At 68.5% G+C, this 21,297-nt stretch carries 22 protein-coding genes and 1 pseudogene; 10 read left to right on the forward strand and 13 right to left on the reverse strand.

Annotation, left to right across the window (positions count from 1 at the left end; all coding sequences use genetic code 11):
* Positions 1–138 precede the first annotated feature (138 nt).
* The 6 genes from AC0685_RS33215 to AC0685_RS33240 are packed head-to-tail and all read left to right on the forward strand — an operon-like array spanning position 139 to position 6,842.
* Positions 139–1,779, forward strand: a complete 1,641-nt coding sequence (locus tag AC0685_RS33215) for an FAD-binding oxidoreductase (protein ID WP_478229122.1) — start codon at positions 139–141, stop codon at positions 1,777–1,779.
* A 23-nt stretch (positions 1,780–1,802) separates the two neighbouring features.
* Positions 1,803–3,380: an alpha-amylase family glycosyl hydrolase gene (locus AC0685_RS33220; RefSeq protein ID WP_478229123.1), complete on the forward strand. Its 1,578-nt coding sequence runs from the start codon at positions 1,803–1,805 to the stop codon at positions 3,378–3,380.
* A complete protein-coding gene (locus AC0685_RS33225; RefSeq protein ID WP_478229124.1) occupies positions 3,377–4,078 on the forward strand; it encodes a polysaccharide deacetylase family protein in 702 nt (233 codons plus the stop codon). Before AC0685_RS33220 ends, AC0685_RS33225 begins: the two co-directional genes overlap by 4 nt.
* A gap of 16 nt (positions 4,079–4,094) precedes the next feature.
* The gene (locus AC0685_RS33230) at positions 4,095–5,015 is read left to right on the forward strand and encodes a GNAT family N-acetyltransferase (RefSeq protein ID WP_478229125.1); all 921 of its coding nucleotides are present in this window, start codon (positions 4,095–4,097) and stop codon (positions 5,013–5,015) included.
* A gap of 34 nt (positions 5,016–5,049) precedes the next feature.
* Positions 5,050–5,883 (forward strand): glycosyltransferase family 8 protein, encoded by an 834-nt coding sequence (locus tag AC0685_RS33235; protein WP_478229126.1) that lies wholly within the window; start codon positions 5,050–5,052, stop codon positions 5,881–5,883.
* Positions 5,880–6,842, forward strand: a complete 963-nt coding sequence (locus tag AC0685_RS33240; protein WP_478229127.1) for an ROK family protein — start codon at positions 5,880–5,882, stop codon at positions 6,840–6,842. The genes AC0685_RS33235 and AC0685_RS33240 overlap by 4 nt, the downstream gene beginning before the upstream one ends.
* Here AC0685_RS33240 and AC0685_RS33245 read toward each other — a convergent pair.
* From AC0685_RS33245 to AC0685_RS33255, 3 genes are read right to left on the reverse strand one after another with little or no spacing between them, the layout of a single operon-like run.
* The gene (locus tag AC0685_RS33245; protein WP_478229128.1) at positions 6,821–7,327 is read right to left on the reverse strand and encodes a GNAT family N-acetyltransferase; all 507 of its coding nucleotides are present in this window, start codon (positions 7,325–7,327) and stop codon (positions 6,821–6,823) included. The two genes, AC0685_RS33240 and AC0685_RS33245, sit on opposite strands and share 22 nt — an antisense overlap.
* Positions 7,324–8,517, reverse strand: coding sequence for a type III PLP-dependent enzyme (locus AC0685_RS33250; RefSeq protein ID WP_478229129.1), 1,194 nt, complete (start codon positions 8,515–8,517; stop codon positions 7,324–7,326). Before AC0685_RS33250 ends, AC0685_RS33245 begins: the two co-directional genes overlap by 4 nt.
* Positions 8,508–9,812, reverse strand: a complete 1,305-nt coding sequence (locus tag AC0685_RS33255) for a DUF6271 family protein (RefSeq protein ID WP_478229130.1) — start codon at positions 9,810–9,812, stop codon at positions 8,508–8,510. The genes AC0685_RS33250 and AC0685_RS33255 overlap by 10 nt, the downstream gene beginning before the upstream one ends.
* A 293-nt stretch (positions 9,813–10,105) precedes the next feature.
* On the opposite strand from AC0685_RS33255, the gene AC0685_RS33260 reads away from it, so the two are divergent.
* Positions 10,106–11,278: a sedoheptulose 7-phosphate cyclase gene (locus tag AC0685_RS33260; protein ID WP_478229131.1), complete on the forward strand. Its 1,173-nt coding sequence runs from the start codon at positions 10,106–10,108 to the stop codon at positions 11,276–11,278.
* On the opposite strand, the gene AC0685_RS33265 is transcribed toward AC0685_RS33260, so the two are convergent.
* The 5 genes and pseudogenes from AC0685_RS33265 to AC0685_RS33285 all read right to left on the reverse strand — a co-directional run.
* The gene (locus AC0685_RS33265; RefSeq protein ID WP_478229132.1) at positions 11,202–12,056 is read right to left on the reverse strand and encodes a sugar phosphate isomerase/epimerase family protein; all 855 of its coding nucleotides are present in this window, start codon (positions 12,054–12,056) and stop codon (positions 11,202–11,204) included. The genes AC0685_RS33260 and AC0685_RS33265 overlap by 77 nt on opposite strands.
* The gene (locus tag AC0685_RS33270; protein ID WP_478229133.1) at positions 12,053–14,146 is read right to left on the reverse strand and encodes an ROK family protein; all 2,094 of its coding nucleotides are present in this window, start codon (positions 14,144–14,146) and stop codon (positions 12,053–12,055) included. The genes AC0685_RS33265 and AC0685_RS33270 overlap by 4 nt, the downstream gene beginning before the upstream one ends.
* Positions 14,147–14,539: 393 nt before the next feature.
* Complete coding sequence (locus AC0685_RS33275) at positions 14,540–14,839, reverse strand: hypothetical protein (RefSeq protein ID WP_478229134.1); 300 nt, start codon at positions 14,837–14,839, stop codon at positions 14,540–14,542.
* A 111-nt stretch (positions 14,840–14,950) separates the two neighbouring features.
* Complete coding sequence (locus tag AC0685_RS33280) at positions 14,951–15,202, reverse strand: hypothetical protein (RefSeq protein WP_478229163.1); 252 nt, start codon at positions 15,200–15,202, stop codon at positions 14,951–14,953.
* Positions 15,203–15,209: 7 nt separating this feature from the next.
* Positions 15,210–15,521, reverse strand: a pseudogene (locus AC0685_RS33285) (transposase); the annotation flags it as partial.
* Between the two features lie 74 nt (positions 15,522–15,595).
* On the opposite strand from AC0685_RS33285, the gene AC0685_RS33290 reads away from it, so the two are divergent.
* Positions 15,596–15,877 (forward strand): hypothetical protein, encoded by a 282-nt coding sequence (locus AC0685_RS33290; RefSeq protein WP_478229135.1) that lies wholly within the window; start codon positions 15,596–15,598, stop codon positions 15,875–15,877.
* A 192-nt stretch (positions 15,878–16,069) separates the two neighbouring features.
* On the opposite strand, the gene AC0685_RS33295 is transcribed toward AC0685_RS33290, so the two are convergent.
* Together AC0685_RS33295 and AC0685_RS33300 are read right to left on the reverse strand one after the other, a co-directional pair.
* Positions 16,070–16,414, reverse strand: coding sequence for a hypothetical protein (locus AC0685_RS33295; RefSeq protein WP_478229136.1), 345 nt, complete (start codon positions 16,412–16,414; stop codon positions 16,070–16,072).
* Between the two features lie 413 nt (positions 16,415–16,827).
* Positions 16,828–17,319 (reverse strand): DUF6326 family protein, encoded by a 492-nt coding sequence (locus AC0685_RS33300; RefSeq protein WP_478229137.1) that lies wholly within the window; start codon positions 17,317–17,319, stop codon positions 16,828–16,830.
* A gap of 162 nt (positions 17,320–17,481) precedes the next feature.
* Here AC0685_RS33300 and AC0685_RS33305 point away from each other — a divergent pair, with 162 nt between their 5' ends.
* Entirely contained in the window at positions 17,482–18,624 is a 1,143-nt protein-coding gene (locus AC0685_RS33305; protein ID WP_478229138.1) for a sensor histidine kinase, read from the forward strand.
* Positions 18,621–19,277 (forward strand): response regulator, encoded by a 657-nt coding sequence (locus tag AC0685_RS33310; RefSeq protein WP_478229139.1) that lies wholly within the window; start codon positions 18,621–18,623, stop codon positions 19,275–19,277. Before AC0685_RS33305 ends, AC0685_RS33310 begins: the two co-directional genes overlap by 4 nt.
* Before the next feature lie 97 nt (positions 19,278–19,374).
* Here the strand turns inward: AC0685_RS33310 and AC0685_RS33315 are convergent, their stop codons facing one another.
* The 3 genes from AC0685_RS33315 to AC0685_RS33325 form a co-directional block, all read right to left on the reverse strand.
* A complete protein-coding gene (locus AC0685_RS33315) occupies positions 19,375–19,758 on the reverse strand; it encodes a hypothetical protein (RefSeq protein ID WP_478229140.1) in 384 nt (127 codons plus the stop codon).
* 247 nt (positions 19,759–20,005) lie between these two features.
* Positions 20,006–20,488 (reverse strand): NUDIX hydrolase, encoded by a 483-nt coding sequence (locus tag AC0685_RS33320; protein ID WP_478229141.1) that lies wholly within the window; start codon positions 20,486–20,488, stop codon positions 20,006–20,008.
* 340 nt (positions 20,489–20,828) lie between these two features.
* Positions 20,829–21,266, reverse strand: a complete 438-nt coding sequence (locus AC0685_RS33325; protein ID WP_478229142.1) for a MarR family winged helix-turn-helix transcriptional regulator — start codon at positions 21,264–21,266, stop codon at positions 20,829–20,831.
* Positions 21,267–21,297: the final 31 nt, after the last annotated feature.

Here is a 21,297-nt window from a genome sequence, read left to right on the forward strand (position 1 = left end):
GAACGTCGCCTCGCGGCGGCCCGGGTGCCGGCTCCCGCCGATACCCGGGCCGACGGTGCCTTCCACCTGTCAAACCGTTGTCCGCCCATGCCTGAAACTGCGCGGCGGCGGGGCTTCGCACGTGAACTGGAGAACGCAATGAAAGACACCGGCGGAATCGGACGACGCAGGTTCCTGGCGGGCACGGTCGCCGCGGGGACCGCCGCCACCGTGCTAGGGCCCTCCGCCCTCGTACCCGCCCAGGCGGTTCCCGCGGCGGTCGCGGGCACGGAGGCCGCCGGTTTCGGCCCGGTCGCGATAACCGCGGCGGACGGGCGGTATCGCGACCTGATCCGCGGCCTCAACCCGAGGTACGTCGCCGATCCCGAGGCGATCTACGTCGCGGACTCGACGGCCTCGGTGATCGAGGTCGTGCGCAAGGCGGTCAGCGAGCGCAAGCGGCTCACCGTCCGGAGCGGCGGCCACTGCGTCGAGGACTTCGTGTTCAATCCGGAGGTCCAGGTGGTGCTGGACCTCTCCGAGATGAACCGGGTGTACTTCGACGCCGAGCGCGGCGCGGTCGCCGTCGAACCGGGCGCCATCCTGATGGACATGTACGACCGCCTCTACAAGGCTTGGGGCGTCACGATTCCCGCCGGCATCATCTACTCGATCGGCGCGGGCGGTCATTTCGCGGGTGGTGGACACGGGTTCCTGTCCCGGCTGCACGGGATGGCGGTCGACCACCTCTACGCGGTCGAGGTGGTCGTGGTCGACGCTCGGGGCGGCGTCCGCAAGGTGGTGGCGACGAGGGAGCCCGGTGACCCCCACCGCGACCTGTGGTGGGCCCACACCGGCGGTGGCGGCGGGAACTTCGGCGTGGTCACCCGCTATTGGTTCCGTTCGCCGGGGGCGAAGGGGAACGACCCGCGCAAGATCCTTCCGCAGCCGCCCGCCGAAGTGCTCTTCGCCGGCCTCGGGCTGCCGTGGGCGGACTTCACCAAGGAGAAGTTCGCCCGGCTGCTGAAGAACTACAGCGGGTTCCATGAGAAGCACAAACACCCCGACTCGCCCTACCTGGCGCTAACCGGGGGACTGGGGCTTCCCCTCCGGTCGGCGGGCCCGATCGGCATGGGCACCCAGGTGGACGCGACCCTCCCGGGCGCTGAGCGGATGCTCGAGCGCTACCACGCGGAGATCCTCGACGGTGTCGCGCCGAACGCGAAACACCACGTGACGCGGATGCCGTGGCTGCGATCGACCCTGCAGCGCGCGACGACGAACAGTCAGGCGAACGACCCGGCACTGCGCAGCGATTTCAAGTCGGCCATGATGCGCGGGACCATGCCGGATTCGCAGATCGACGCGCTCTACCGGTATCTCACCCGCACCGACATCGACAACCCCACGATCGGGGTATCGTTCCTGTCCTTCGGTGGCCGGATCAACGCGGTCGGCCGCAACGACACCGCCTTCCCGCACCGGGACTGCTCCTTGAACCTGCTGTGGACGGTGATCTGGAACGATCCGGCCGACGACGCCAAGTTCGTCGGCTGGAACAGGGAGTTCTACGGCGCGGTGTACGCGGAGACGGGTGGTGTCCCGGTGCCCAACGGCGTCACCGGCGGCAGCTACGTCAACGACGCCGACACCGATGTCGCCGATCCACGGTTCAACACCTCCACCGCCGCCTGGCACGACCTCTACTACCGGGACAACTACCCGCGCCTGCAGCAGGTCAAGGCGCGATGGGATCCCCGGAACTTCTTCCGGCACAAGCTGTCCGTCCGGCTTCCCTAACCGTGGCGAAAGGTCTCACACCCATGTCCCAGTCCCGCGCCGCTTCGTCCTGGCTGGCGGATTCCGTGTTGTACCACGTGTACCCGCCGTCGTTCGCCGATTCCGACGGCGACGGCATCGGTGACCTGGCCGGGCTCACCGGGCGCCTGGACTACCTGAGGTGGCTGGGGGTCGACGCCATCTGGCTGAGCCCCTGCTTCGCCTCGGAGTTCGCCGACGGCGGGTACGACGTGGTGGATTACCTGACGATCGCGCCGCGGTACGGCACCGACGAGGACGCCGTGGCGTTGATCGAGGCGGCCCGCCACCGCGGTATCCGCGTGCTCTTCGATCTCGTGGCCGGGCATACCTCCCATCGGCATCCCTGGTTCCGGGAGTCGGCCGAAACGCCGGGCGACGACCGGTACATCTGGTCCGACCGGATCTCCTCACCGGTCCGCGAATGGGTGCCCAACCTGGGCAACAGGGGCGGGTTCTACCGGGCCAACTTCTATCCGGCCCAGCCCGCGCTGAACTTCGGTTACGCCCGGCTCGATCCGGCCGAGCCCTGGCGGCAACCCGTGGACGCACCCGGCCCGCTCGCCAACCGGGCGGCGCTGCGGGAGATCATGAGCCACTGGTTCGACCGCGGGGTTTCGGGTTTCCGTATGGACATGGCCTACTCGCTGGTAAAAGACGACCCCGGCTGGGAGGAGACGGCCAAGCTGTGGGGCGAGCTGCGCGAGTGGATCGACCGCGAGTACCCACACTGCGCGTTGCTGTCGGAATGGGGGGTTCCGAAGACCGCCGTCCCCGCCGGTTTCCACGCCGACTTCTTTCTGCACTTCGTCGGGCCGGCGGTGCACTCGTTGTGGGACAACGACTCCGGTACCCAGGGCCCGTGGACCGACGGCAGGCCGTGCTACTTCGACGTGGACGGCCGGGGCTCGATGAAGCCGTTCCTGGAGGAATGGCAGGAGGTCGACGCCGCGACGGCCGGGCGCGGGCTGGCGGCGCTGCCGACTGCCAACCACGACTTCTCCCGGCTGGTCTGCGGCCCGCGCACCAGGGACATGGTCGCGCCGGCGTTCGCCTTCCAGCTCACCTGGCCGACGCTGCCGGTCATCTACTACGGCGACGAGATCGGGATGCGGTACGTCCCGGGACTGCCGGACAAGGAGGGCAGCCAGGCGGACATCACAGCCCGTCAAGGATCGCGCACGCCGATGCAGTGGGATGAGGGCCCGAACGCCGGGTTCTCCACCGCCCTCGCCGCGGATCTGTACCTCCCGGTCGACCCCGATCCGGACCGCCCCACGGTCGCGGGCGCCCAGGCGGACGAGGCCTCCCTGATCCACCACGTCCGGCGGCTGGTCGAGCTGCGCAAGCGGATCCCCGCGCTCGGCACCGGAGCGTCGGTGCGGGTCCTGTTCCAGGACTACCCCTTCGTCTACCTCCGGGGCGAGAGTCATCTGGTGGTCGTCAACGGACGCCGGGAGCCGGCGACCGCCCGGCTGGATCTCGACGTCGTCCGCCCGCTCGCCGTCCACGGAGTGGAGTGGGGCGACGGGGAAGTCCGGGCGGACGGTTTCTCCTACGGCGTTTTCGAAGTGCGCGCATGAGCGACGACGAGGCGGAAACCACTCCGGTGGGCTCGTCGGTCCACGCCGTCCGCACCGAGACGAAGAACGTCGTCCTCACCTACGACGACGGCCCCGAGCCGGATGGCACCGAGCGGGTGCTCGACGCGTTGCGCGAACACGGTGTCACCGCCACGTTCTTCGTCCTGATGGGCCGGGTCCGGCGGTTCCCGCGGCTTTTCGCCGAGATGGCGGACGCGGGGCACGAAGTCGGACTGCACGGCGTCGACCACCAGCGGCTGACGTCGATCGATCCGCGCGAGGTCCACCATCGCACCAGGGACGCGCGCAGCGAACTGGAGGACCGGCTCGGGAGTGAGGTGCGGTGGTTCCGGCCGCCTTACGGCCTGCATTCCCGTGACAGCTGGACCGCCGTGGACGCCACGGGGCTGACCACCGTGCTTTGGACGGATGCCCTGCGCGACTGGTGGGACAGGCCGACCGAGACGCATCTCGAACCGGTGATCAACGCGGCCCGGCCGGGAGCGATCATGCTCGCACACGACGGGTTCGCGTCCTTTCTGGACGGTGTCGACGACGGGCGCCCGCCGACGCTCGACCGCGGTCGCCTGACGGATCTGATGGTCGGCGTCTACCAGGAACAAGGCCTGTCCTGCTGTTCCCTCACCGAAGCACTCGACGTCGGCGAACCCGTCACAGACGTGCGGCTGACCCCGTGACAACCGGAGGAAACTGATGCACATCCGTCCCTTGGAGACAGCGGACCGGGCGGAGATCGCCGCACTGTGCGCCGCTGGGCTCCCGTTGGACCCGTACGCCGCGGACTATCCGGAGATGCTGTTGCGACGGCAGGGCATCGGCCTCGTCGCCATCGACGAGGGCAGGCTCGTGGGCACCGCGCTGGGATCGGCCAGAGGGGAGGACGAGGGATCGCTCGACCTCTTGGTCGTCGCCGAGGGCTTCCGGCGCCGGGGGATCGCCCGGCGGCTGGTGACGGCCTTGGAAAGCCGGCTGGCGGACCAGGGAGCGGCCGGGATCGCGGTCGAAGGCAACGCACCCTACTACGTGTGGCCCGGCGTCGACCTCCACTACACCTCGGCCATCTGCTTCTTCGAGGACAGCGGGTACGAACGAGGACGGTCTGTGGTCAACATGGACGTCGACCTGCGGGAGATTTCGCTGGACACCGCGGATGACGAGAAACGCCTGCTGGGCGAGGGAATCGAGATCCGCGAGGCGACCACGGCCGACCGGGACGCGCTGCACGCCTGGCTGTCTGCCGGATCCGGGTGGCCGCCCGCCGGCTGGCCGCCCGGCTGGGCGGAGGAGGCCGCCGCCTCCCTCGGCAGGGAGAACGCGGGGTGCCATATCGCGGTGTCCGAGGGGAAACCGGTCGCGTTCTGCGCGTACGGGGTGAACCAGCCGCACATCATCGGCCCGATGGCCACCGATCACGCGGTACGCAGCCGCGGCATCGGAATGACCCTGATGAAGCGGTGTTACGCCGATCAACGCGATCAGGGCATCACCGTCGCCGAGATCTCCTGGGTGGGACCGCTGTCCCTGTTCTCTGACCGGTTGAAGGCCAGTATCCGCCGGTGCTTCTGGCAGTACCGCAAGCCGCTGAAAGCCGAGGTCTCCGATGGGGGCGAATGAACCGCAGTCCACCTTGCCGACGATCGTCTGTGCGGTGGACGACAATTTCGAGCTCCCGGTGAGGGTCGCGCTACAGTCGCTCGCCGTCACGCACGAGGACTGCCTCGACGACCTCAGGATCGTGATCCTGTACGACGCCTTGAGCGCGGACGCGCGGACACGCATCCGGGCGCACGGCGACCGGCTGGGCCTGAAACTGGAACTGGTGGAGAGCCCGCCGGTCGATCCTCGCTTCCCCGTGCTGAGGCGGTACACCGCGGCCATCTACCTGCGCCTCAACGTGCATCACGTGCTCGCCGACGAGCCCCGTGTCCTGTACCTGGACTCGGATCTGGTCATCTTGGACGACCTCCGCGAGCTGCTGACGTTGCCCATGGACGGCCACGCCGTCGGCGCCGTCCGTGACTCGGCGCGGCCGACGATGAGCCGCGGCGGCGCGCTGCCCTCATGGGGACAGCGCGAGTTCCCCGGAGACCGCGAATACTTCAACTCGGGGGTGCTCCTGCTCGACCTGGACGAATGCCGGTCCACCGGTGTGCTCGACCGGGCGGGTGACATCCTCCTGCGACAGCCCGAAGTGGCGCGTTTCCCCGATCAGGACGCGCTGAACTGGTCGGTCGCGGACGACTGGCTCCGGCTGGACCGCAAGTGGAACACCTTCGCCATGTCGATCATGGCCAGCCGGGACGACTACGTCCACGTGGCGGAGGACATCGCGAGCCTGGACTCGCTCGTCCGCGCCGAGCGGACCGCGTCGATCCTGCACTTCAGCGGCCGGGACAAACCGTGGCAGGACACCTGCCCGCCGAGCTGGTCCCGCGACCGGTACCGGGAGTTCCTGCGGGCCATCGAGGACCCGCTCCCGTGACGGAGGCCCGCTATCTCGGGGTGGACATCGGCGGCACCAAGGTCTCCTTACGTCTGGTGCGCCGGGCGGAGGAAGCGGACGGCGAGGTGCTGTGGAGTTCACTCGACCGCTGGCCGGAATCGCCCTCGGACGTCGTGGACGACCTGGCCGTCCTGCGGTCGCGGGTCAGGGAACTGCGGGGCACCACCCAGCATTGGTTCGCCGGGGTGGGCGTCGCCGTCGCGGCGACCGTGGACGCCGCGGGCCGAGTGGTGACGTGGCCGAACCGGGAGACATGGGGCGGGCTCGACCTGTTCGGTGAACTCCGCTCGCTGTTCCCGGAATCGGAGATCGTCTGGGCTGACGACGGCGCGCTCGCCGCCGTCGCGGAAGCCTCGGCGGCGAAGGTCCCAAGCCTGGTCTACGCGGGCGTCGGCACCGGTGTCGGGGGAGGGGTGGTCCTCGGGGGCCGTCTGCTGTCCGCGATGTCCGGCGGTGCGTGCGAACTCGGGCACGTGATCGTGAACCGCGGCGGCTCGCCGTGCACCTGCGGCCGGAGGGGCTGCGTGCAGGCGGAGGCCTCAGGACCCGCGACACTGCGGCGGGCCTCCGCGGCGCGCGGTGCGACCGTGACTTTCGACCGGCTCTGCGCCGGCTACCTGGACGGCGAGCCGTGGGCGGTCGCCGCGATCGAGCACAGTTGCCAGGCGCTGGCGGCCGCGCTGGCCGGTATCGGCGAACTGGCGGCCCCGGTGGTCCACGTCGTGGGAGGCGGGTTCGCGGCGGGGATCCCCGGCTACGTGGACGAGGTCGGAAGGCAAGCCGCGGCACTGTCGCGGCCGGGACACCCGGTGGCTCCGGTCGTGCCCGCGCACTTCGGTGGTGAGTCGTCGTTGCGCGGCGCCGTCCTCGCTGCGATGGGCGCGTTGTCCTACCAGGCCCTACCGCCCCGCGGGGATCAGAAGGCGCGGGACAGGTAGACGGCGTCCGCGCCGTAGCCCGGTACCGGCACCTCGGGATACGGGTGGAAACCATTGGCGGACCAGAAGACCGTGGTGCCCGCGACGGCGATCAACGACATCCGGTCGTGCCGCCTCGACCGCGCCGTCGCGATGAGCCGGTTCAGCAAGACCTTCGCCAGTCCGCGGCCCCGCATATCCCGGGCGATGACGAGATCGTGCAGATGCAGGTTGCCCGACGTGAACGCTTGCCCTTCCGGCCGGTCGAATCCGGGAAAGCGGAACAACGGATAAGGCAACGCCAGCACGTAACCCGCGATGCGCCCGCCCGCCCGCAGGACGAAGCACGTCTCCGGTGAGGCTCGCACCCGTGACTTGAGCACGCATCGCCGCTCGGACAATCCCTTCTCCGCATAGGACTCGGTTTCCAGCCGGACGATGCTGGCCCAATCGCCGGACGAGATGGCCTTGATCCGCACGGCGCCGCCTTCGTCCCGGCCGGTCACGACCTCGTCACCGTGATCGGCAAGGGCGAGAACCCGTTGAAGCCCCGCGTCGTGTAGCTCATGGAGTACGCCCCGCACGAGAGCAGCCACACCGGATCTCCCGACTCCGCCGCTTCCGGCACCTGCGCGAAGGTGAGCCCGTCGCTGAACACGTCGTCGCTGTCACAGGTGGGTCCGGCGACGATCGCCGGGACGAGCTCGCCGCCGGGATGACCGGGGAACACCAGCCGGTAGCGCAGCATGTCGGTCTCGTAGAGCCCGTTGAACTTCCCGCAGCTCAGATACAGCCACCTTTCGCGAATCCCGTTCAGCTGCCGCCGAGACGACAGCCGGGATACATGGGCCCGGATCACGCCGTGATCGGCGACCAGGTGCCTGCCCGGCTCCACGACGAACGCCAGCGGTCGGCCCGCCAGCCGCCGGAGGCGGAGCATGCCGTCCCGGAGGGCGGCGAACATCTTTTCCACCGGGGGCCGCAGGGGGTTGCCCGCCTTGTCGAGATAGCCGGCCGCGGGCAGGCCGCCACCCAGGTTGACATGGTCGATGTGCACTCCCCGCAGGGAAAGCGCGACGAGTACGTCGGCGATGCGGTCGAAGGCGTCGTGCCAGGCTGCGACCGTCATCTGCTGGGAACCCACGTGAACCGACAGGCCCGAAGGGTGCAATCCGAGCCGCCGCGCGGTGAGCAGGACACGCACGGCGTCGGTTCCCGCGCAGCCGTACTTGCGCCCGAGGCCCCACAAAGCGCCGGCTCCGGTCGTCGCGAGCCGGCAGAACACCCGTGCGCCGGGTGCGTTGGCCGCGATGGCGACCACGTCCTCGACGCTGTCGGTGGCGAAATCACGTACGCCGAGCCGGTGCGCTTCGGCGATGTTCTCGTCGGACTTCACCGTATTGCCGTAGTGGATCAGCCGCGGCGGGCTGCAGGTGCCGAGGGCCTGGACGATCTCGTCGGGACTGGCGGCGTCGAAGCCCGCGCCCCGGCGCGCCAGACAGGTCAGGACCTCGTCCACCGGACAGGCCTTCATCGCGAACCGGACGGTCACACCGGGGAGTTCACGGGTGAGCGCGTCGTAGGCGCGCTCGATCCCGGCGAGATCGATGACGAGCTGATCGTGCTCCGCAGCGGTGAGCGCTTCCCGGATCCGGCCGCCGTCGAATGCGGTCCGGTCGGTTTCCGCTAGTGCCATACCTGATCGAGCCCCTGCGCCGCACTCGCGGTCATCAGCCGTTCCCACGTGTCGATCAGCACGGCGAAGTCGCCGATGTCGTGCCGTGCCGTGGCGATCAGTTCTTCCCGTCGCGGCGCGAGGAAGTCGGCGAAATCGGCGTACCGGCCGCCCAGCCCGCGGTAGGTCTTGTCGATGCGGTCGAGGCGCTCGACGTTCGCGTCGACGGCCGAACCGGTGCTCTCCCGGGCGAAATCGGCGATCATCGCGGGGCGTACGCGGTGGCGGTGATCGAGCAGTGCCTCACCGGCACCGGCCATCCGGCCGTAGATGTCGTGGAAGTACAGCATGGACAGGAAGAATTTGGTCAGCCTCAGCTGGTAGGACAGGAATCCCGCGTCGGTCTTCCGTTCACCGGTGTGGAAGTTCACGATGTGGCGGTTGTGCACGACCCCCGGCAACCGGGCGCTGTGCGCGAGATGGAACAGGAAGTAGTCGCTGCCGATGGTGTCGGTCGCGGGTGGCAACGGCACCTGTTCCTGGATGTGCTGGAAGGCGATGTTGCACATGTCGACGCGCATCGGGTCGACGAAACCGGCTTCCGACCGGTCTTCGGTGAACGGTTCGGTGCCCGCGCCGGTAAAGGATTCCTCGACCAGCTCCGCCTTTTGGGTGTCCGTCCAGCCATCGGGCGCCCACAGGCTCACGATGTCGTGGTACGCGGTCCGGTCCCGGGCGCGGAGGTCGCCGATGTCGACCGAAAGTTCGCCGACGAACGAACCGCCCACCAGCACCACGGGTTTGTGGCCGTGCTCCGGTGTGAGCGACGAGGTCGTCACGTGCTCCTTCACGTCCGCGGCCCGGCGGCCGAGCGAGGCGAGTTCGTGGTGTACCGGGAACACCTTCTCGCCGTTGGAGAGCTGGTAACCGCTGTCGGAATCCCTGCGGTGCACAGAACGGCAACCGAGCGCGCGGGCGATCAGGAAGGCGCGGTCGGTGCAGGCCCCGTACGAAACCCCTCGCGGAAGGAGAAGGCCGAGCATCGATTCGCCGGCGTCGGCGCCCTCGGTCACTCGGCGAAGGAACGCCCGTTGCTCGGTTTCACCGAGGTGCAGTACCACGACATTTTCGGTTCGGCGCCTGCCGCCGATGATTCCGGCATGTTCGGCGTACTCCTGTTCCGAGGACGAATCCAGGATCAATGAGAAGACCTCGACGTCGAAATTCCTGGCCGCGAACTCCCCTTCTTCGAGGAAGTCCGACAGCGTGCTGGCACAGGCCCGATCGGTGGGGAGGGCCAGGCAGATCCGGCGCATTTTCTCGTGCTCCGATCGCGGGTTATCGTGATGGAGTCGGCTGATTCGACGGCCGACGCCAGCGTACCGACGGAGTCGATCACGTCAAGAACGCCGGAGAACCGCCGTCAACCGACGAGAATCCGCAGTTGCCCGCGACTTGACGCGCGGAGCGAAAGACAGGCGTCGGAAGCGTTCACGGGTGGTCGTTTCACCGACGCGACAGCGGGGCCACGAACCGGCAAAGATGACGGTACCGACGCGAAGTCGCGGTCTTTTCATTGACGAATAACCGCTGGAAAAAGGAACGGGTAATGACCGATTCGGGGAAGAAGTCGGCCTCTTGGCTTGTTCGCGCCCAGAAGAGCGTCAACTACGAGGTGCGGTTCTGTGAGGATCTCTTCCGCTCCGACCGTACGGACCTGCTGGAGAAGGGGGAGGATCAGGGCAGACCGCGCCGGTTCGTCGTGATCGACGCCAATGTCGACCGCCACCACGGAGACCGGATCCGCGCCTACTTCGAGCATCATGGCTTGGAGTACGCGATGATGACGGTGACCGCGGACGAGACGGTCAAGAATTTCGAGACGACGGCGCGAATAGTCAAGGAACTCGACGGATTCGGTATCGCCCGGCGTCGCGAGCCCATCATCGTCATCGGCGGCGGTGTCCTGACGGACATCGTCGGCCTCGCCGCGAGCCTGTACCGGCGCGGTACCCCGTTCCTCCGGGTGCCGACCACGCTCATCGGTCTCGTCGACGCGGGTGTCGGCGTGAAGACGGGCGTGAACTTCAACGGGCACAAGAACCGGCTGGGTACCTACGCCCACGCCGAACTGACCCTGCTCGACCGGAACTTCCTGGCCACCCTGGACCGGCGTCAGATCAGCAACGGGCTCGCGGAAATCCTCAAGATCGCGCTGATCAAGGACTTCGCGCTGTTCGAACTGCTGGAAGAACACGGCGCGCGCCTGCTCGCGGAGAAGTTCCAGGGCCACAGCCCGGAAAGCGACCAGGCCGCGGTGGCCGTGCTGTACGCCGCCACCCACGGCATGCTCGAAGAGCTCGAACCGAATCTGTGGGAAGCCGAACTGGAACGGTGCGTCGATTACGGCCACACCTTCAGCCCGACGATCGAGATGCGTGGGCTGCCCGCGCTCCTGCACGGCGAGGCCGTTTGTGTCGACATGGCGCTCTCCACGATCCTCGCCTACCGTCGCGGGCTGCTCACCGAAGCCCAGCGCGATCGCGTCTTCGCCGTGATGACGATGCTCGAACTGCCCATCTGGGACGCGCTGCTCGAGCCGGGAATGCTCGCCCAGGCCTTGCGCGACGCCGTCCGGCACCGTGACGGCGAGCAGCGGTTGCCGTTGCCGGTCGGGATCGGGGGCGCCACTTTCGTCAACGACGTCACACCGGAGGAACTGAGCGCGGCCCTGGAGATCCACCGCGGGCTCGGTGGCCGCCGGCGGCTTCCGGTGGGGTGAACCACCGGGTGCGGCGGCGCGCCCAGGCGAGGTCGGTGGCGAGCCTGGTGGGATCACCGTCGCGATAGTCGTTCTCCAGTACCAGGGCGCTCACCGGTATCGTGTGTTCGCGCAGGGCTTCGAGGGTGTCTTCGACCCGTCCCGCACCGTCGCCGAGAGCGGGCGTGTTCCCGACGTCGGGCGGGCCGTCCTTGAGGTGGATCTGGTCGGCGAGCAGATCCCCGGCTTCGGCGACGAGCGACTCGGGCCGGAGCCCGGCCTTGACGGGATTGAAGGTGTCCAGCACCAGCCGGAACGCCGGGGAACCGACCCGTTCGGCGAGTTCGGCCGCTCGGTGGGGCGCGAGGACGTTCTCGCTCGCCAGCCACAGACTCCGTGCCTCGGCTTCGGCGGCGGCCCAGGCGAGGACCCGGGCCGTGCGATCGAAGGCGGCGGGTCCGTCGATGGCGCTGCGCCGGAAGCTCGGCAGGAAGACCAACGGCACTTCGAGCGCGTGCGCGGAGTCAAGCAGGCGCTCGATGAGTGGCTGCGCCGACGTGGTGGTCAGGCCGATGTCGTTGAGATGGTTGCCCGCCACCGCGAACAACCGGACACCGGATGCCGCGGCGGCGTCGCGCAACGCCCGGAGCCGCCCGGGCGCGTCCAGCCATTCGCCGCGGCCGGGGCCGCCGAAGTCGAGCTGGAGTCCATCGGCTCCGGCGGCCGCGGTCCTGCGGATGGCCTCGGGGCCTGCCTCGGCGAGCCGCCATTCGGTCAGGCCGAGTAGGCAGCGACTCACTTTCTCGCTCCCAAGTGGACGGACAGCTTGAGCAGTCTCCGGCCGTCGATCACACGCTCGCGCGAACCGGCCAGCGTGCGCATCACGCGGGCGGCGCCTTCGAGATCGGTCTCGTGGGTGATCAGGTCGCGGTACCGAGCGGGTTCGGCGGCGAGTTCGGACGCGGAGTCGAACAGGTGCCGGGCGGCCACCCCGCGGTGGCCGAACACGCGGACCCGGTTTCCGTCGGCCGATCCGGTCGTCACGATCCGCGCGGGATCCGGGAGACCGCCGCAGTTCGCGGCCCGGGCCGCGGTGAGGTCGACGCCGGGGAGCAGCGGTGTCGTGGCGGCCGGTGGCAGCCCGCCCACGATGTCGACGGCCAGTTCTTCGATGCCCAGGGAAAGCACCGCCTCCAACGCGAACACCGTCGCGTCGCGCGGGGTGGCGAGCAGCGCTCCGACGGGACCGGGTTCGAGATGCGCCCAGTCCAGCCGGGTGCACAGCACGTCCGCGCGGTACGGGGCCGCTCGGCTGAACGCGAGACCGGCTTCGGTGTGGTGCACCAGGATCACCCGGGTCGCCGAGCCGAGCCAAGAGCGGGCTGCGCGCACGGCGAGATGCCCGATCACGCCGTCGCCGTAGACGATCAAGGTCCGGGGCGTGAACGCGTCGAGTTCCCCCAGCGCGTACCGGGCCACGGCGAGCGGCTCAAGCAAGGGCCCGAGCGTCCGGTCCGTGTTCGCGGGCAGAGGGAGCACCAGGCCGCCTTCGACGGCCGAGGCGGGCAGTAGGGTCCGCTCCTGCAACAGGCCGTCGACGTTGTGTCCCAACAGGAAACTCGGATCCGTCGGATGGGTCGGGTTGATCGCGACGAGCGTGCCCGCGGCGAACTCCGGCCGGACTCCCGGACCCGTGGCCACCACCGTCGCGATCCCTTCATGGCCGATCACCGGCGCCGGATCATCCCGGAGACCACGCAACATCTGGATGTCCGTCCCGCACAGCCCCGCGTACTCGGTCGCCACGACGAGCTCGCCCGGCCCGGGTTCGCTCGTCAGCCGCGAGGCGACGGACAGCGATCCGCCCGCGCGGACGACCGCGCGGTGACTGCGCCGGCCCTGGGCGGCGAGCCCGGCGCCGACAAGGCCGTTCGCCTCGCCGGAATCGCAGATCAGGATCCTGTCGAGCACCCAACCGGCGTCGCGTTCGCTGGTGAGGTACAGGCCTTCCGCGGTCAAGTGGAAGGTCAGCGCGTCCCGGTAATGCTGGCCGAGCCCGGTCGCGACACCGCCGGTGAAGGCCACCAGATCGATCTCCGGATCGAGGCACAGCGCGGTGCGGACGACGTCGGCCACCGGTTTGGCGGCGGCCCGCAACAGTTCGATCGCCACCGGATCCGCCTCGTCGAGCGCCGACTTCAGCGTGGCTTCGAACGGCCCGTCCCCGGCCAACCGAGACCGTGCCCACCGCTGAGGTCGCCGGTCCCGGAACACCTTGCCCAGCCGGCGTAGTCCCGGGCCCGAAGCGAAGGCCGCGACATGACCAGGTTGTCCGCAGTCACACCGGAGGTCGACCGGTTCGCCGTCGATCGTGACTGTCGCGGGCAAATGTCCCATCTCGCCTTGCAAGCCCAGGCTATCGAGCGCGATCTCCCCGGTGCGCGAGTCGATGGTCCGGCAGGCGACGCCGGTGCTGATCGTCGCCAGCAAGATCTTCCGGCGGTTTTCCGCGTGCGGCGACGCGGCGAGGTGCAGAAGCGCGGCGGTGACGTCGTTGACCACGTGCCAGCGCACATCGGGACGCGCGGACCGCAGCGCGCCGAGAAGATCGAAGGGCTCGACGTGCGACCCCCACAAGGGCGCGGACGCGTACACGACCCCGGTACGGTGATCGAGCGCGGCGCCGAACGAGACCCCGGCAACCGCGTCCGGCAGAACGGGTTCGGTCATCGCCTTCACCAGTGACGCCCGCAACTCCTCGACTGTCGCGTGTGGACTGTTCCGCAGGCTGGGCGTCATCGCGCTGCGGACTTCGTCAAGCCCGTGTTCGGCAGACCAGCGAGCCCAGCGAAGATGCGTGCCGCCGACATCGAGAACGGTGATGGACACGGAAACCCTCCGGTCGGATCGTGGTCGTGAGCGCCAAGATGACCACTTCACCCGGCCATCCGTCCACCCCGTGGGTTGCAGGCTCTGCCACGGCACCCCAGGGACCTCGTGAGCTGCCGGCGCGGAGCAGGGGTGACGAGCCTCAACCGACGTGCGCGCGGTGATCACCCACGGTCACCGCGAACAGGATCGACTCATGGACCCCGCTGGCTCGCTCGTCCGCGCCGTGCACCTCACGGGCTGAGCCACCTCGATCGCATCGCCTTGAGTGCTTGTCGTTTTACCTGCGACGCAGTTCGCCGAGCTGCGCTCTATCTGTCCCGATTACTTGCATGTTCAGCGACCCGGCCGAGGGTCGCCAGTCGGTGCCGGGAGGGCCAGCGCTGACTCTGCTCAGAGCTTCCTCAGGCCCAGCAGTGCTCGGCCGAGGAAGTGGAGGTCCGGATCGGGCCGGGGGCGCGCAGCTGTGGCTGCTCCGGCTTGCTCGTCTTCGACGCTGACTGCGGTGGTCGCTATGTCATCGGCGGGTAGGTCGAGCTGACCCACGCACGGCAAGTATTCGGTCGGCAGGCCGTGTTCGGCCGCGCGGTGGGCCGAATGGCAGTCGGCCGAGGTGCCGGTGCCGCGCAGCGGGCTGGACGGCAATCGCGGAACCGGCAGTGCACCGATGACGCTACCCCGATCGGGGGACATCTCGTCTGCAGCGCCGCCGGCACCAGATGTGTCACAGGAAGTCGCTGTTCATCAGCTTGCGGACCCGCCTGAACTGGAACTCGAACTCGTCGACTCGCTCGTTGCGCTGTTTCATAGGACGCTGAGCCAGCGGATCGTGACGGTGCGCCGCGCAGCAAGGAACCGGCGGCTCGTCGCGACGTCGACGATGCCGAGGTCCGGCAACAGCGAGATCCACAACTCGTCGTCGATGGCGTGGGCGCTGAGGTGTTCGACGAGCTCTGCGGCGTCGTACGGCGTGTCGCTGTAGCCGACGAACTCCCAGTCGACGAGGTGGATGTTCAGCTCGGCCCAGAGCCAGTTGGTGCTGGTGGGCCCGGACACTCGTGGAATCGACACTGACCACGAACTCGACGTTGTCCTCCAGCGTGCCGAGTGAGTCGTCCTTGACGATCACGTGCTCCAGGATGCGGTCCCACGTCCCGTCCGCGGTCCACTTCCGCAACCGCTCATGCGCGGTCTTCCACGGCCCATACCGTTCCGGCAGATCACGCCACGGCGCACCCGTCCGCTCATGCCACAAGATCGCGTTGATCACCTGCCGATGACTCCGCCACCGGCCACCCCGCTGCCCCGACTGCGCGGGCAGCAACGGCGCGATCGCCGCCCAGGCCCTATCCGTCAGCTCACCACGTCCGACCACACACCATCATCTGCACACGATCATGAAAAAGATCCGCAGGGCACGCCCTAGCCGCTCCACTGACCTTCAACTCGATGAACAAGTGGGCGTCGGGTTTCAGCGACACGTTCGCGTTGGGCGTGCTCAACGAGATGCTTGGCACCGAAGTCCCCATCGTTGCCGCTCCGTGTGTCAAACCCGTCCTTCGTCGGCACCCCGCGTACGCGGACAGCGTCGCTCGACTGACGAAGGCTGGTGTGACGCTGCTCGACCCGGACACGATCACCACCCGTGCCGAGGACAGCCTGGCGACCTTCGACTGGTCGTACGTCACCGCCGCCCTGCGCAACGCGGTCAAGTCCGATGTGGATAGATGACTGGGTATCTCGTAGCGAGATAGGACGCCCCTTTCGCCGTGCACAAGGTTGATCACTGCCCATCGTGTACCGATGGGCCATCATCGTCGTGGACCCGTTCGCCGACTGCGAGCGGCAATGGCACGTGTGCCAACGATGTGGCGCTGACTCGCTGACGTCCGCTCATGCCGAGAAGCGGACGTTGACGTGTTCTCAGCCTGGACTGGGTAGAGACCATCGTCGGCGTTCGGGGGTCACCCAGGATTGCGGCGGCGATGCCCAGCGTTGGCTCATGCCGAGGGAGAACCCGCCGACGCGCTTGGTTGCGGCCCCGGAGAGGCTGGGCATCTCGATGACCCGCTGACGTGGGAAGTCTTGATGTTGTTGGGTGGCGGCCATCGCACGCAGGTGCGGGCGGGCGCTGCGGCCGGGGTGCACGGCTTTGGTGTCGAGCAGGGCGCCGACCTCCCGCAGCGGGGAACGGTGCTGCCCGTAGGGCTTGCCGTTGACCGTGACGGTGCCCGAAGTCGGCCGGTCCAGTCCCATGATCAACCGCATGTCGTGGACTTGCCTGTGCAGCGTGGGACCGGGGGAACCCGGTGACGGTGCCGGGCGCGATGGTGAAGCGGAGGGTGTGCACGGCGGTCTTGTCGCAGTAGCGCTTGGTGAGCTGGTGTGCCTGGATCATGACCGGGACCTCCTGGGTGTTCGGTGGGGACTGGCGGACGTGATATGTCGGCTCGTCGTGGCGGGTGCCAGTGACGCGAACGACGACGTTGCCGCGCTGGGGTCCGGTGCCGACGATGCGGTGGGCCTGTGTGCGAATCCGATGATCTGACCTGCCGGTAGGGGCCTTGGAAGGCCCCTACCGGCAGGTCAGTCGTAGTCGGTGTCCCACCGCTGGCAGGCCCACACCGCGGCACCGAGGCAGATGGCTCTGAACAGGATGGGGAATGGGCTTGGGTTCACGCTTACTGCTGGGCGCGAACGGTTTCACGGTCCGGGCTGGTGGCCATGGTCGTCGTGGTCGCCGACGGTGCGGTGCGGGGCCAGGTCCAGGCGTACCGCAGGATGAGGGCGAGAACGATCAGTTCCAGTGCGACGCCGAGGCCGTAGAAGTACGTCCAGGACTCGCCCACCGCGTTGAACGCCGCGAAGGGGACCTGTACCGAGGCCACGATGAGGTTCGTGGCGCGGTTCGCCCGGGCAGGCAGGATCATCGACAGCACGACCATGAGGATCGGGATCGCCATGAGCGTGAGGAAGACGGTGAACAACGTCTGGCTGATGTCGAACTCGAAGACGACGCCGGCCTCGATGTCTTTGATGACGCCGGGTTTGAAGAAGGCGAGAATGTCCACGTAGGCGTACAGGAGCACGAGGCTCGTCCACGCTGCGGCGAGCTTGGCTCTCACCGGGATCCGCTGCTCGTCCAATACGGTCGTGGGTTGACGTGTTCTCATCGTGGGCTCCGTTGTCGTGGTGAGGACTGGTGGGCCAACGATCGCCGAGCCCGGCGGCGGGCACATCGTCGTCGAGGCCGGACCCGCCCCGGCCGTGGGGAGGAGCGGCGTCTCGTTCTTTCGGTCGGTCCCCGGCGCCTCGGCGGTCCCTAGGCTGGGTGCGTGACCACCAACGCCCTGCGCTCGCTGTGGGCCGAGCCGCGCGCCACGGACGTTCCCGAACGGGTGTCGCGCGACTGGGCGCTGGTCGGGGCGTTGATGGTGACGGCGCTGCTCGAGGGAGTCCTCCGGGACGACGTCGCCTGGCGGCCGTTCGCGACGATCGTGGCGGTCGGACTCGCGCCGGTGCTGCTGTGGCGGCGTACCCACCCGTTGGCCTGTGTCGTGGCGGCCTTCGGCACCGCGATGGCGTCGGGACTGGCGAGCCTGCTGGGCGGAGCCCCGAGCGTGGGCCTCGACACGATGATCTACGTCCTGGTGCTCGTCTACGCGCTGGTCCGCTGGGGCTCAGGGCGCGAGATCGTGATCGGGCTGACGGTGGTGGCGGTCGCCGCGGGAATCGGTATGGTCCCCGACTACATCGGGCCGACCGAGATCTTCGGCGGGCTCGCCATCCTCGCGGCGGCCGCGGCGGGCGGAGCGGCGTTCCGCTACCGCGCCGAGAGCCGGCGCCGGGAGTTGGACCGGATCCGCGTCCAGGAGCGGGTCGGTCTCGCGCGCGAGTTGCACGACATCGTCGCCCACCACGTCTCGGCGATCGCTGTGCAGGCGCAGGCGGGCCGGGCGATGGCCGGGCAGCGACCTGAGGCGGCACTCGAGGTGCTGGCGGCGATCGAAGGGGAAGCGTCGCGGACGCTCGCGGAGATGCGGGTGATGGTCGGTGTGCTGCGCGACGGAGCGCCGGCGGGGTACGCCCCTCAGCCCGGCGTTGCCGACCTGGTGTCCCTCGCCAGACACGCCCCGGTCCCGGTCGTCGACGTGGAGTTGCCGGATGACCTGGACGAACTTCCGCCCCAGATCGACGTGGCGGTCTACCGGCTGGCGCAGGAGGCGCTGACCAACGCCCTGCGGCACGCCCGCAACGCCTCACGTGTGGAGATCCGGGTCGTGGACGGCGCGGAAACGCTGCGACTACGCGTGACCGACGACGGACAGATCGACCCGGCACGGTCGGCGAACCACGGCTTCGGGCTGCTGGGGATGACCGAGCGTGTGCAGCTGCTCGGCGGCACACTGCGTGCCGGACCGGCGCCCGAGGGCGGGTGGACCGTCGACGCCGAACTGCCGACTAAGGTACGCCGATGACGGTGCGCGTGCTGGTGGCCGACGACCAAGACCTGGTGCGCACCGGCCTGTCGATGATCCTTGACGCGCAGCCCGACATCGAGGTCGTCGGCCAGGCCGCCGACGGCCACGCCGCCGTCGAGCTGGCGCATCGGCTCCGCCCCGACGTGTGCCTGGTCGACATCCAGATGCCCGGGCTCGACGGCATCGAGGTGACCAAGCTCCTCGCAGGGCGGGGCGTCCCGGACCCGATCGCAGTAGTTGTGATCACGACATTCGACCTCGACGAGTACGTCCAGGGCGCGCTCCGAGCCGGCGCCCGAGGCTTTCTGCTCAAGGACGCCGGGACGGAACTGCTCGTCCAGGCCGTCCATGCCGCCGCCGTCGGCGATGCCCTGATCGCGCCGAACATCACCCGGCGGCTGCTGGCCACGCTCGCCGCCAGGGAACCGTCGAGCCGACGAACCCAACCGATCGAGCCGCTCACCGAACGCGAGGAGGAGGTCCTGACGCTGGTCGCCCGCGGCCGCACGAACGCAGAGATCGCCGCCGAGCTATTCATCGGCTTGACGACCGCCAAGACCCACGTCGCCAGCCTGCTGACCAAAATCGGCGCCCGAAACAGGGTCGAGATCGCGATGTGGGCGTACGACACCGGCCGGGCGGGGGACTGAACCGAACCTGACATACACGCACGACGACTGGTCCCCGGCCGAGTGGCTGCAGGCGGCGGCCTGGGCTTGACAGTCGTCCTTGGTCTCGGCGGTGAGCTCAGGCGACGCACCTAGCGTCGACCAGCCAACGACTGGCGGCCGCATAGGCCAGTGGCGCTGCCCACTCGCCGATGACCCATGACCAGGGGGTGCGGAGGATGACGCTGACGGTGGTGCCGATGAGTTGGGCGGTAACGGCCAACACAGCGGTTACCACCAGCGCTGCTCCCACGGGGACGCACAACGGAATGAGCAGCCAGGTGGTGGCAGCCAGGCCTGACCGGCCGAACGAAACTACTGCCAGCAGCGCAGGCAGCCAGAGCCCGGTGACGGCGAGTGCCGCGGAGAGGTGCCTCATGATCGGGGAAGTCAGGGGCCAGAACAGGGAACGAGATCGAGCCGCGAACAACGGCGGCAACAGGGATGCCACGAAGCCGATCAACGGAATGGTGAGGGCCCCTTCGCATTACCGCCGACTCCACGACAACAGTAGCGAAGCGAACACTCTCGGCACTACCCATGGGCGACAAGGGCAACGAGCGCCGACACACGCCGACCCGGCACCTCCTCGCACAGACCGAGCAGTCCACCTGTTCGTCCTACTACGAACATCCGCTCATGCCGCGATGCGGGCGTGGTCCCGGCGCTGTCGAGCCCGCCTGTGCCGTTGAGCACGGGACTCTCACGGCTCAGGGCGCCTTGTGGTGGCGGCGAGTGGCAGGCGGTCGTGATCGGATATCGGCCAGCGCCCACGGCAGCTGGCCGTGTCGCAGGTGGCCGGCGAGGAGGTATCCGATTCCCTCGGGCGTGAAGTTGGCGTCGTGGATGGCGGCTGGGGTGAGCTCGATGCAGTTCCAGGAACACCCGCCCGGTGCTGGAGGGAACAGCTCAGTGAAGTCTCCCGAAACCGAGTTGTCCCCGTCGGCGTACGCGATGAACACGTATTCGTCGTCAACGCCAGTCTTGTCGATGTTGATGAGCGCCCCAATGGTCGTGTTGAGGTTCGCCTGCTCGCGGAGGACACGCCGCAATGCGTCCTCGAACGGCCGGTCGGTGTCCTCGACCCTGCGGCCAGGCAGGAGATGTCGATGGGTGCTGTCAGGCAAGTCTTGTCGTAGGGCGAGCAGGTATCCGTTCGGCGCCTTGACGACCGCGCTCAGGCGAACAGACATGGACGGCTCCTCCTGCCGGGTCGGGCCCCGTTGAACTCCGGTGGGCAATTCTCCGCTCATGCCGCTGATCGTTCGTTCGGGACCCTAGCGTTCAGCCAAATCGCCGGGCGATTTCCTGCTCTGCTTCTGCGCCGCCCGTCGGCGGCACCAAGAATGGCAACGAGGTGGTCCCACGACGGGCAAGCGGCACAGCCGGCGCGCCTGGACTGGCTACGGAGGTCTCGTCCGACACCACTTGTAGGCGAGTTCGAGCACCGACGAGGATCCATCGGGTCAGCATGTTGGCGAGAGTCGACACCACCGGGTGGCATCCCAGATGATTGGGCGCGCGAGCCGCCATCTACTCGGGGGGCCGCGGGTGATTCCCTACGGTCTGCACGATGTGGTCCAGATCAGCACGAAGGTGTGCCCAGTCGAGTTCGCCGACCGTGGCTTCCAGTTCCGCGACCCATTCGTGGTGAGCGCGCTGGATCGCCGCGAGTGCGGTCTTGCCGGCTGCTGTTGTGACGAGAAGTCGGGATCGTCGGTGGTGAGGGTTGTCTTCGTAATGGGCTAGGCCTGCCTGGACCAGTTCGTCGGCGACACGCTGGACGCTTTGTCGCTGGAGTCCGAGTTGGCGGGCGATGTCCGGCACGGTGGCGCGGTCGCCGGCGGTTTGGAGGACCATGCGACGGGAGTGCGTCTGGCCAGCGGTTGCGGATATTCGCTCTCCAGCGTCACGGAGGAGCCGGTTCACCTCGAAGATGGCATGTAGAGCCGCGTCGACATCGGCGTTCACCGCAACCCCCCTTTGACAGCACCCTGTCATA

The organism is Amycolatopsis sp. NPDC043889 (assembly GCF_056435645.1).